This window comes from Phenylobacterium sp. LjRoot225, from assembly GCF_964252855.1.
Classification (GTDB): Bacteria; Pseudomonadota; Alphaproteobacteria; order Caulobacterales; family Caulobacteraceae; genus Phenylobacterium.
Map to the genome: position 1 here is coordinate 1472192 of NZ_CAXUPL020000001.1, position 11922 is coordinate 1484113.

Annotated in this window: 5 protein-coding genes; 2 read left to right on the plus strand and 3 right to left on the minus strand. The window is 68.3% G+C overall.

Annotated elements, in window-relative coordinates; all coding sequences use genetic code 11:
• Position 1: 1 nt before the first annotated feature.
• Together ACSQ2B_RS07040 and ACSQ2B_RS07045 are read right to left on the minus strand one after the other, a co-directional pair.
• Positions 2–5875, minus strand: a complete 5874-nt coding sequence (locus ACSQ2B_RS07040; RefSeq protein ID WP_436048538.1) for a HAMP domain-containing protein — start codon at positions 5873–5875, stop codon at positions 2–4.
• Positions 5876–6223: 348 nt separating this feature from the next.
• Positions 6224–7666 (minus strand): phosphomannomutase/phosphoglucomutase, encoded by a 1443-nt coding sequence (locus ACSQ2B_RS07045; RefSeq protein ID WP_436048540.1) that lies wholly within the window; start codon positions 7664–7666, stop codon positions 6224–6226.
• 207 nt (positions 7667–7873) lie between these two features.
• On the opposite strand from ACSQ2B_RS07045, the gene ACSQ2B_RS07050 reads away from it, so the two are divergent.
• Complete coding sequence (locus ACSQ2B_RS07050) at positions 7874–9046, plus strand: glycosyltransferase family protein (protein WP_436048542.1); 1173 nt, start codon at positions 7874–7876, stop codon at positions 9044–9046.
• Positions 9047–9137: 91 nt separating this feature from the next.
• On the plus strand, positions 9138–10346 hold the full coding sequence (locus tag ACSQ2B_RS07055) for a hypothetical protein (protein WP_436048544.1): 1209 nt from the start codon (positions 9138–9140) through the stop codon (positions 10344–10346).
• A gap of 72 nt (positions 10347–10418) precedes the next feature.
• Here the strand turns inward: ACSQ2B_RS07055 and ACSQ2B_RS07060 are convergent, their stop codons facing one another.
• On the minus strand, positions 10419–11870 hold the full coding sequence (locus tag ACSQ2B_RS07060) for a glutamate synthase subunit beta (RefSeq protein ID WP_436048546.1): 1452 nt from the start codon (positions 11868–11870) through the stop codon (positions 10419–10421).
• Positions 11871–11922: the final 52 nt, after the last annotated feature.

Sequence of the window (11922 nt, forward strand, 5' to 3'; positions counted from 1 at the left end):
GTCAGCTCGCTTGCGGAAGCAGCGGGACCGCCCTGTCATTGGCGAGCTTCAGCGCATCGGCCCGCTGGATGGAAACCCGCAGCACCGAGACCAGGTGGTCGATGTCCACCGGCTTGGACACATAGTCCGAGGCGCCAGCCTGGATGCACTTCTGACGGTCTCCCTTCATCGCCTTGGCGGTCACTGCGACGATTGGCAAGTCTTGCAATCCGGCGCGCGCACGGATTTCGCGGATCGTCTCGTAGCCGTCCATGTCGGGCATCATGATGTCCACCAGCACCACATCGATGTCGGGTTTGGCGTCCAGCACCTCGAGACCCGCGCGCCCGCTCTCCGCATAGGAAAGCTCGATGCCGTACTCCTCGAGCGCCGAGGCGAGCGAGAAGATGTTGCGGATGTCGTCGTCGATGACGACCACCTTGCGGCCGGCAAGCACGACGTCGTCATGTTTGGACGGGGCGAGCTTGGCCTTGGCTTGCGCCGGCAGCCGCTCGATCGGGGCGTGCAGCAGAAGGCTGGTCTGGTCGACCAGCTGGCCGCCGGTGCGGGCCAGCCGAACGAGGCCCGCAAACACCGCCAGCCGCAGGCGGCGGTCGTCGTCCGGCGCCAGCTCGTCCGGCGAATAGACCACGGCGGGCGCCATCCGTCCGTCGCTCTGCCTGAGGAGATCGATGAGCGCCGGCGCCCCGACCGTCGTGGCGTCGACGACCAGGGCGTCCGGCCGATCGGCCGCGGCCCCTGCGAGGACGGCGGCGAGGTCGTCCACCAGCTCGACACGGCTGAAACACTCGCGCAGCAGATTGGCCGCCTCGCCCTCTTCGCCGACCAGGACGACGCGGCGGTCGGCCTTTTCGACGAAACTGCGCACGCCTTGCAGGGTCGAGACCACCACCTCGCGCTCCACCGGCTTATGGGTGAAGCCGAAGGCGCCGATCGACAGGCCGAGCCCCCTCTGGTCGTCCGCCGAGATGACGTGCACCGGGACGTGCCGCGTCTCGGGCGTCCGCTTCAGGAGGTCGAGCAGGGCCAGGCCGTCCATGTCCGGCAGGCCGATGTCGAGCATGATGGCGTCCGGCTCGAACCGGCGGACCAGCGACGGCGCGGCCGCCCCCTCGCCCGTCACCACGCCCTTGAAGCCGCTCTCGTGCACCAGGCTGAGCAGGATCGAGGCGAAGCGCGGATCGTCCTCGACGATCAGCACCACGTTGTCGTCGGCGACGATGGTCTCGCGGTCGTCCGCCACCGCGTCGACCGGCTCGTCCGACAGCATCAGGGGCATGACCATCGGCCGCTGCAGCGACGCGCCGAGGGTGCGCGGGACGGTCAGCGTCTGCGACGGGCTGAAGTTCAGCGGCAGGTAGAGGGTGAAGGTCGAGCCGCGGCCCGGCTTGGATTCCACCCGCAGCTCGCCGCCGAGCATGCGGGCGATCTCGCGGCTGATGGACAGGCCCAGGCCGGTACCGCCGTACTTGCGGCTGGTGGTGCCGTCGGCCTGCTGGAAGGCCTCGAAGATGATCCTCTGCTTGTCGTCGGGGATGCCGATGCCGGTGTCCTCGACGGCGATGGCGAGCACCTGGCCGGCGGTGTTCAGGTGGTCGTTGGTCGGATTCCAGCCGGCATGTGCGCGGCTGACCTTCAGCTTCACATGGCCCTGCTCGGTGAACTTGAAGGCGTTCGAGAGCAGGTTCTTGATGATCTGCTGCAGCCGCTTGTCGTCGGTGTACAGCGACCGCGGCAACGCGGGGTCGAGCTCGACGCGGAAGTCCAGCTTCTTGTCCGCCGCCACCTGGCTGAACATCCGGTCGACCTGGTCGCGCAAGGAGGCGAAGGACATCTCGCTGATGTCGAGGGTGACCGTGCCGGATTCGATCTTCGACAGGTCGAGGATGTCGTTGATCAGCCCCAGGAGGTCGGCGCCCGCGTCGTGGATGTTGCGGGCGAACTCCACCTGCTTGTCGGAGAGGTTGCCCTGGCCGTTGTCGGCCAGCAGCTTGGACAGGATCAGCAGCGAGTTCAGCGGCGTGCGCAGCTCGTGGCTCATGTTGGCCAGGAACTCGGACTTGTACTTCGAGGTCAGCGCCAGCTGTTCGGCCTTGTCCTCCAGGGCCAGCTTGGCCTGTTCGACCTCGCGGTTCTTGGCTTCCACCTGCTGGTTCTGGACCGACAGCAGGTGCGCCTTCTCCTGCAGCTCGGCGTTGGTCTGCTGCAGCTCCTCCTGCTTGGCCCGCAGCAGCTCTTCGGATTGACGCAAGGACGCGGCCTGCTGCTCCAGCCGGTCGTTGGTCTTCTTCAGCTCTTCCTGCTGGGCCTGCAGCTCGGAGGTCAGCAGCTGGGACTGCTTCAGCAGGCCTTCGGTGCGCATGTTGGCGGCGATGGTGTTCAAGACGATGCCGATGGATTCCATCAGCTGGTCGAGGAACTGCTGCTGGGTCTCGTTGAACTCGCCGAAGGTGGCCAGCTCGATCACCGCCTTCACCTCGCCCTCGAACAGGGCGGGCAGAACGATGATGTTGGCCGGCGAGGCTTCGCCCAGACCTGACGAGATCTGCACATAGTCCTTCGGCACATTGGCGAGCAGGATGCGCGACTTCTCATAGGCGCACTGGCCGATCAGTCCCTCGCGCAGCTTGAACTGGCTGGCCAGGTGCTTGCGGTTGTTGAAGGCGTAGGAGGCCGCCAGGTTCATGACCATCTGGCTCTCGTCGTCGCGGTCGGAGACATAGAAGACCGCGTGCTGGGCGTTGATCAGCGGCGCCAGCTCCGACAGCACCAGGTTCGAGACGGTCGAAAGGTCGCGCTCGCCCTGCAGCATCCGGGTGAACCGGGCGAGGTTGGTCTTCAGCCAGTCCTGCTCGGTGTTCTTCAACGTCTGATCCTTCAGGTTGCGGATCATCTCGTTGATGTTGTTCTTCAGCTCCTCCACCTCGCCCGAGGCTTCCACGGTGATCGACCGGGTGAGGTCGCCCTTGGTCACCGCGGTGGACACCTCGGCGATGGCGCGCACCTGGGTGGTCAGGTTGGCGGCCATGGCGTTGACGTTGTCGGTCAGGTCGCGCCACAGGCCGGCGGCGCCGGGCACCCGCGCCTGGCCGCCGAGCTTGCCCTCGATCCCCACCTCGCGGGCGACGTTGGTCACCTGGTCGGCGAAGGTGGCGAGCGTCTCGATCATGCCGTTGATGGTGTCGGCCAGAGCGGCGATCTCGCCCTTGGCGTCCAGGGTCAGCTTGCGCTTCAGGTCGCCCATGGCCACCGCGGTGACGACGTCGGCGATGTTCCGCACCTGACCCGTCAGGTTGGCGGCCATCATGTTCACATTGTCGGTCAGGTCCTTCCAGGTGCCGGCCACGCCCGGCACCTGCGCCTGGCCGCCCAGCTTGCCCTCGGTGCCGACTTCCCGCGCCACCCGCGTCACTTCCGAGGCGAAGGAGTTCAGCTGGTCCACCATGGTGTTGATGGTGTTCTTCAGCTCCAGGATCTCTCCCCGCACGTCCACAGTGATCTTCTTGGAAAGGTCGCCCTTGGCGACGGCGGTGGTGACGTCGGCGATGTTCCGCACCTGGCCGGTCAGGTTGGCGGCCATCAGGTTCACGTTGTCGGTCAGGTCCTTCCAGGTGCCGGCCACGCCCTTCACCTGCGCCTGGCCGCCCAGCTTGCCTTCGGTGCCGACTTCGCGCGCCACCCGGGTCACTTCCGAGGCGAAGGCGTTCAGCTGGTCCACCATGGTGTTGATGGTGTTCTTCAGCTCCAGGATCTCGCCGCGCACGTCCACGGTGATCTTCTTCGACAGGTCGCCCATGGCCACGGCGGTGGTCACCTCGGCGATGTTCCGCACCTGGCCCGTCAGGTTGGCGGCCATGAAGTTCACATTGTCGGTCAGGTCCTTCCAGGTGCCGGCGACCCCCTTCACCTGCGCCTGGCCGCCCAGCTTGCCCTCGGTCCCCACTTCACGGGCCACCCGGGTCACTTCCGAGGCGAAGGAGTTCAGCTGGTCCACCATGGTGTTGATGGTGTTCTTGAGCTCCAGGATCTCGCCCTTCACGTCGACGGTGATCTTCTTCGACAGGTCGCCGTTGGCCACGGCGGTGGTCACCTCGGCGATGTTCCGCACCTGGCCCGTCAGGTTGGCGGCCATCAGGTTCACGTTGTCGGTCAGATCCTTCCAGGTGCCGCCGACGCCCTTCACGTTGGCCTGACCGCCCAGCTTGCCTTCGGTGCCGACTTCGCGGGCCACGCGGGTCACTTCCGAGGAGAAGGCGTTCAGCTGGTCCACCATGGTGTTGATGGTGTTCTTCAGCTCCAGGATCTCCCCGCGCACGTCCACGGTGATCTTCTTGGAGAGGTCGCCCATGGCCACCGCGGTGGTCACCTCGGCGATGTTCCGCACCTGGCCCGTCAGGTTGGCGGCCATCAGGTTCACGTTGTCGGTCAGGTCCTTCCAGGTGCCGGCCACGCCCTTCACCTGCGCCTGGCCGCCCAGCTTGCCTTCGGTGCCGACTTCGCGGGCCACCCGGGTCACTTCCGAGGCGAAGGCGTTCAGCTGGTCCACCATGGTGTTGATGGTGTTCTTCAGCTCCAGGATCTCGCCGCGCACGTCCACGGTGATCTTCTTCGACAGATCGCCGTTGGCCACGGCGGTGGTCACCTCGGCGATGTTCCGCACCTGGCCGGTCAGGTTGGCGGCCATGAAGTTCACATTGTCGGTCAGGTCCTTCCAGGCGCCGGTCACGCCCTCCACGCGAGCCTGGCCGCCGAGCTTGCCCTCGGTGCCGACTTCGCGGGCCACCCGGGTCACTTCCGAGGCGAAGGCGTTCAGCTGGTCCACCATGGTGTTGATGGTGTTCTTCAGCTCGAGGATCTCGCCGCGCACGTCCACGGTGATCTTCTTCGACAGGTCGCCGCGGGCCACGGCGGTGGTCACCTCGGCGATGTTCCGCACCTGGCCGGTCAGGTTGGCGGCCATCAGGTTCACATTGTCGGTCAGGTCCTTCCAGGTGCCGGCCACGCCCTTCACCTGCGCCTGGCCGCCCAGCTTGCCTTCGGTGCCGACTTCCCGCGCCACCCGCGTCACTTCCGAGGCGAAGGAGTTCAGCTGGTCCACCATGGTGTTGATGGTGTTCTTCAGCTCCAGCACCTCGCCCTTCACGTCGACGGTGATCTTGCGGCTGAGGTCGCCGTTGGCCACGGCGGTGGTCACCTCGGCGATGTTCCGCACCTGGCCCGTCAGGTTGGCGGCCATCAGGTTCACGTTGTCGGTCAGGTCCTTCCAGGCGCCGGCGACGCCCTTCACCTGGGCCTGGCCGCCCAGCTTGCCCTCGGTGCCGACTTCCCGCGCCACGCGGGTCACTTCCGACACGAACGAGCCCAGCTGGCCCACCATGGTGTTCACCACCTTGCCGGTGCGCAGGAACTCCCCCCGCAGCGGCCGCTCCTCGTTCTCCAGGTCCATGGTCTGGGAAAGGTCGCCCTTGGCCACCGCGCCGATCACGCGGGCCATCTCGGCGGTCGGGTGGACCATGTCGGCGATCAGGGTGTTCACGGAATCGACGCCGGCCGCCCAGGAGCCCTGGGCTCCGGGAAGCTTGGCCCGGTGGTTGATCTTGCCCTGCCGGCCGACCGTCTCGCCCAGCCGGTCGAATTCCTTGGTCATCCGGTCGTTCAGCTCGACCACGTCGTTGAAGGCCTCGGCGATCTCGCCGCTCATGCCGGTCAGCCCGCGGGGCAGGCGAACCGAGAAGTCGCCGCGCTTAAAGGCGCGCAGCGCCGCCAGCAGTTCGGCGGTCTCCAGCGGGATCTCGGATTTGCGCGGACGCGCGCGGCGTTTGTCCTTGCCGGCGCCTTGAGCAGGGGTCGGCGACTTCACGTCGGACAGCGGCATGGTTCCCCCAGAGAACTGCGTGGCGCGGCGTCGGGGTCATGAATTGATCACGCCGGAGCCCCTCCGACGCAATGAGACACACCCCCCGCCTTTCGGCGAAACCTTTGAACTCACGGCGCGGTTCCAGCGGCGCCTGAAAAAATTCGCATGCGAACGATGTGGGGTCAATGCGGGGCGGCGCGCCCCGCGCAGGCCGACGCTTCCGCCGCCGTGCATCCTTTGAAAATAGACGGAAAACTTAGACAAAACAACCGCTGCGCGAAGCCCGACCCTGGAGCCCCACAGGGCTTCCGTTCAGGCCACGGGGCGCCGATTCCGGCTGGTTCCGCCTCCGTCCGCCTTCGCCCCTTAAAGGTCCGCCTCGACGCCGGAGAGCTGCAATTGCCGCCTCAGCTCGCCGCGCAGGCGCTCGAGGCCGTCGGGGTGGACCGACTCGCAACGGCAGGTGAGCGCCGGCTCCGAACCCGCGGCGCGCAGCAGCCACCAGCCATCGGGGGTTTCGACGCGCAGGCCGAACCTGGGATCGAAGACCGCGCCCTCGCCCGCCAGGCGCTTGGCGATCTCGGCGACGACTTCGGACTTGCGCGCGTCGGGACAGGGGATCCGCACCTCCGGCGTGGCGAAGCTCGAGGGCAGGCTGTCGCGGAAACCGGCCAGGCCGCCGTGCAGGCGCGAGATCGCCTGAAAGGTCTGGATGGCGGCGTAGATGGCGTCGTCCACCCCGCCCTCGCCCGCTTCGTCGGCGAAGAAGATGTGGCCGGAGAGCTCGCCGCCGAGCCGGGCGCCTTCCTGCACCATGGTCTCACGCACGTGCACATAGCCGGCCGGCGAACGCGTGCAGCGGCCGCCGGCCAGGGCCACCCCGTCGAACAGAACCTTGGAGCACTTCACGTCGGCGACCACGCCGGCGCCCGGGTGGCGGCCGATCAGGTCGCGGGCGAGCAGCAGCAGCAGTTGGTCGGCCCAGAGGATCCGGCCCTGGGCGTCCACCACCCCCAGCCGGTCGCCGTCGCCGTCAAAGGCCACGCCCAGGTCGCAGCCGCGGGCGGTCACCGTCTCAGCGAGCTGCGAGAGATTGCCCGCCACCGCCGGATCCGGATGGTGGGCGGGGAAGCTGCCGTCGACCTCGGTGTTGAGCAGCAGGTGATGTCCGGGCAGCAGGGCCGCCAGCCGCTCGACCACCGGCCCGGTGGCGCCATGGCCGCAGTCCCAGGCCACCTTCAGCGAGGCCATGCCCTTCGCGGCGCGCGCCAGGTCCTCGACATAGGCGTCCATCAGCGAATGGCGGCGCGCCGAGCCGCAGACGGCGCGTTCGCAGGGGCCTTGCACCAGGGCCTTGAGCGCGTCGCCGTGCACCCGCTGCGCGCCCAGCAGGATCTTGAAGCCGTTCTCCGCCGCGGGGTTATGCGAGGCGGTGACCATGATCGAGCCGTCGAGATCGAGCTCGCGCACGGCGAACCCCAGCATCGGCGTGGGTCCGAGCCCGATCCGCTCGATCCGCATGCCGCCGTCCATCAGGCCCCAGACCAGCGCCTGCTCCAGGGTCGGCGAGCTCAACCGGCCGTCGCGGGCGACGCCGATCCGGCTGGCGCCCGCCCTGCGCGCTGCGGCGGCGTAGGAAAGTCCGAGCGAATAGGCGCCCCCGCGATCGATGTCGCGCCCGACGTGGCCGCGGATGTCGTAGGCGCCGATGGCCGCCGCGCAGATGCGGGTCTCCGCCTGCCGCGGCCGGCCGGCGAGCGACCCGACGGGCGCCCGCTCCGGATGGGATGTAATGGGCTCCAAACTCATAGCCCCGGCTCCCTGATGCGGTGGGCCCGGCGTGTCGCCGCTCGCCGCCGTCGCCGCCCTGCGCAGCGCCCTTGTTTGAACAATGGCTGCGCGCCGACGTTGTTCCTTGTTCACGCGCCAGATCGCGCGTTGCGCGCAACGCCTGCCAAGCTCGTCGAAGGTGCGGAATCGCCTGACTAATAGAGCTTCGCCGCTCGAGGTCCGCCGTTGCGCTTTGCGTTGATCAAAGGCCAGTCGCAGTACGGCTCCCTGCGGCTGCACATCGACCAGCTGGCCCAGGCCCTGACCGCGATCGGACACGAGGCGCGGATCGTCGACATGGCGGCCGACGACCGTCAGGACCAGCTCAATGTCGTGACCTTCGATCCGCCGGACTGCTTCTTCACCTTCAGCGGCGGCGGCCACGACCTGAAGATCATGGACCAGTCAGCGTATGACTTTCTGGGCGTCGCCTTCGCTTCGATCTATGTCGACCATCCCATCCACCACTACGAACGGCTAAAGACGCCGATCCGCAAGAACATCGCCCTGTTCCTGGACCGCAGCCACCTTCAGTTCGTCCGGGCCTCGCCCTGCGCCGGGAATTTCAGCCAGCTGGGTTTTTTGCCGCCCGGCGCCAACGAGCTCCCAGAGCCGCCTGATCTCTCCGACGAAGCGTTCGCCAAGCGCGACATTCCCCTGATGTTCACCGGCACCTACCGCGGCGCGCCCCAGGCGCCCTGGCGGCAGTGGCCGGACAGCCCCGCCAGGAGGATCGGCGAATCGATCGTCGAGCGCATGGTCGCCGACGCGCGCCTGCCGGTGCTTGAGGCGCTGCGGCAGGCGCTGACCCAGCAGGGGGTGGCGCTCACGCCGAAGATCTTCGACGACGCCGCACCCCTGGCCGCCGGCGCGCAGCTCTTCGCGGAGGCCTATCATCGCGACGCGGTGCTGACCGCCCTGGGCGCGGCGGGCCTGCCGCTGCACATCTGGGGCAACGGCTGGGAGCCGCTCGCCGAGCGCTACCCCTCCTTCGTCTATGGCGGCGTCGGCAGCTTCGCCGAGACCCTGCACACCTTGCGGCGCGCCCGCGTCGTGCTGAACATCAACAACGGCTTCGTGGCCGGCGGGCACGAGCGGGTGTTCACCGCCATGTGCGCCGGGGCGGCGGTCTTCTCCGACGCCAACCGCTACTACGAGGAGGTCTTCAAGGACGGCCGCGAGATCGTCACTTTCGGCTGGCCGAAGCTGGCGAGCGCGCCCGACCAGCTCGCCGCCCTGGTCGCCGACACCGGCCGCGCCGGTCGCATCGCCCGCGCCGGCGCCAAGCGCGCCCAGGCCGAGCACCGTTGGACCGACCGCGCCAGCGGCCTGGTGAACGCCGTCAGACAGGCGATGTAGCCGCCGCGGCCTGCCCAGAAGGGGCTCGCGGCTTTCGCACAAATGACAACTTAGGGATGCTACTGGCCCCGATCGCTAACCTTGCGGGGCAATGATGCGAGCCTCTCTTCGCCATGTCCTTCTCTGCGCCCTCATCGCCTGGGCGTGCGGCTCGTCGTCGGCCATGGGCCAGGCGGCGGGCGTGTGGCGCAAGGGCGTCAACGCTGAGGGGGAGATGACCTTCACCTCGCCCGACGACCAGGCGGATCTCGCCCTGTCCAAGCCGATCTCATTGAGGAGCGGCCTGGACGCGACGGTGTCGGCCGAGGCCGCTCGGTTCGACCGGCTAGGCCAGGTGGTGAAACGGACGGCCCCCAACCATGCGACCACGCGTGAGGGCGTGCCGGTCGTCGCCGTGATGCGAGAGATCGAGGAGGCGGACGGCCGCCGGCTGCGCATCGTCGTCGGCGCAGAGCTGCGCCGCGGCCTGGGCCTCGTCTGCCGGCTGCGGATCGCCGTCGGCGACGGGACGAAGGCGAGCCTCCAGACCGGCTATCGCATGTGCTTCGAAATCCTGGGACAGGTCCGCGCCAGGCTGGCGGCGATAGACGGCTCCACCGCCGCCTCGGCCCAGGACGACGCCCCGCCGCGAGCGGTCACAGCGGCGGCGCCCGCACGCGCCGCGCCTGGCGGGGGGCTAAAGCCCGGGGCGATTGAGGCGGTCTACTTCTGGCAGTCGCTGCCCCAGTACAACGGCCTGACCGGCCTGCTGGACGTGCGAAGCAGCACCTATCTCATCCTCAAGGACGGCACAGTCTATTCCGGCTTCGACGCCGCGCCGGAGGACTTCGACGTGGCGGCGTCGCGCCGCGCCAAGCCGCAGCGGTGGGGAAGCTGGCGGCGGGACGGCCGCGGCTACGCGGTGTCCTGGGGCCCGGAGGGGCGGAAGGACCGGGTCGATCCCGGCGGGTTGACCAAGCCCTGCCGGCCCGCCCGGCCGGGCGAGACCCTGAACCAGGGGTTCGAGATGAGCAGCGCCACCTCCATCGGCATCGGCGAGTCGCGCAGCATGACGATGTCGCAGAGCTTCTTTCGCTTCAAACCCGACGGAACCTTCAACCGCGGCTCGTCCACCGCCTTCAACACCCCCGGCGCCGTCGGCCATACAGGACGCGGGCCGCAGGGCGGTCGCTACCGTCTGGACGGCTACGTGCTGGAGCTCGCCTATCCCGACGGGCGCGTGGAGCGGCGCAGCTACTGCCGCGTCGAATCGGGATTCATCCTGGTGAACGGCGCGGGCATGTTCACGCGGAGCGATTGAGGCCGTCGAGCCGCCGTCGAGCCCTCTCCCCGCTAGCGGGGAGAGGGCTCGCCGAAGCGCGCGACCCGCCGCCTATCGCGGCAGCTTGGTCGCGCCCATCAGGTACTCGTCGATCGCGCGGGCGCACTGGCGGCCCTCGCGGATCGCCCAGACCACCAGGGACTGGCCGCGGCGCATGTCGCCGCAAGAGAAGATGTTCGGCGCCGAGGTGCGGTAGTCGACGACGTTGGCCTTGACGTTGCCGCGCGGGTCGAGCTCGACCGCGCCCTGCTCGATCAGGCCGGCGTGCTTCGGACCGACGAAGCCCATGGCGAACAGCACGAGGTCAGCCTTCAGCTCGAACTCCGACCCCGGGATTTCGCGCATCTGCATGCGGCCGCTGTCGTCGGCCGCCCACTCCAGGCGCACGCACTGGATGGCGGTCACCTTGCCGTTCTCGCCGATGAACTGCTTGGTGCCGACGGCGAACTCGCGCTCGCAGCCTTCCTGGTGGCTGGACGAGGTGCGCAGCTTCAGCGGCCAGTCGGGCCAGTTGAGCTGCTTGTTCTCCATCTCCGGCGGACGCGGCATGATCTCCAGCTGGGTCACCGAGACGGCGCCGTGGCGGTTGGAGGTGCCGATGCAGTCCGAGCCGGTGTCGCCGCCGCCGATGACGACGACGTGCTTGCCCTTGGCGCTCAGCGTGCCGTTCGGCGCGGCCACCGCCTCGGCGTCGCCGGCGTTGCGCTTGTTCTGCTGGGTGAGGAAGTCCATGGCGAAATGCACGCCGTCGAGCTCGCGGCCCGGGATCGGCAGGTCGCGCGGGTTCTCGGCGCCGCCGGCCATCACCAGCACATCGTAGTCGTCGAGCAGCCGCTGGACCGAGACGGTGACGCCGACCTCGAAGCTGGTCCGGAAGATCACGCCTTCCGCCTCCATCTGCTTGATGCGGCGGTCGATGTGATGCTTCTCCATCTTGAAGTCGGGGATGCCGTAGCGCAGCAGGCCGCCGATCCGGTCGTTCTTCTCGAACACCGTCGTGGCGTGGCCGGCGCGGGCGAGCTGTTGGGCGCAGGCCAGGCCAGCAGGGCCGGAGCCCACGACCGCCACGCGCTTGCCGGTGCCGCGCGCGCTGGGCTGCGGCGCGACCCAGCCCTCCTTCCACCCGCGATCGATGATCTCGCACTCGATCGTCTTGATGGTCACCGGCGTGTCCGGGATGTTCAGGGTGCACGAGGCCTCGCAGGGCGCGGGGCAGATGCGGCCGGTGAACTCCGGGAAGTTGTTGGTGGACTGCAGGTTCTCCAGCGCCGCCTTCCACTGGTCGCGATAGACCAGATTGTTGAAGTCGGGGATCTGGTTGTTCACCGGACAGCCCTGGTGACAGAACGGAATCCCGCAGTCCATGCAGCGCGAGGCCTGCTGGGTCACCTCCGCGGTCGGAAGCGGGCGGACGAATTCCTTATAATGCTTCAGACGCTCGGCCGGCGGATCATAGCCGCGGTCGTGGCGCTCGATCTCGAGGAAGCCGGTGGGCTTGCCCATCGGTCAGTCTCCAACTCTGGAGCCCTTCCCACGCGCTGGAGTGCGCGTGGCC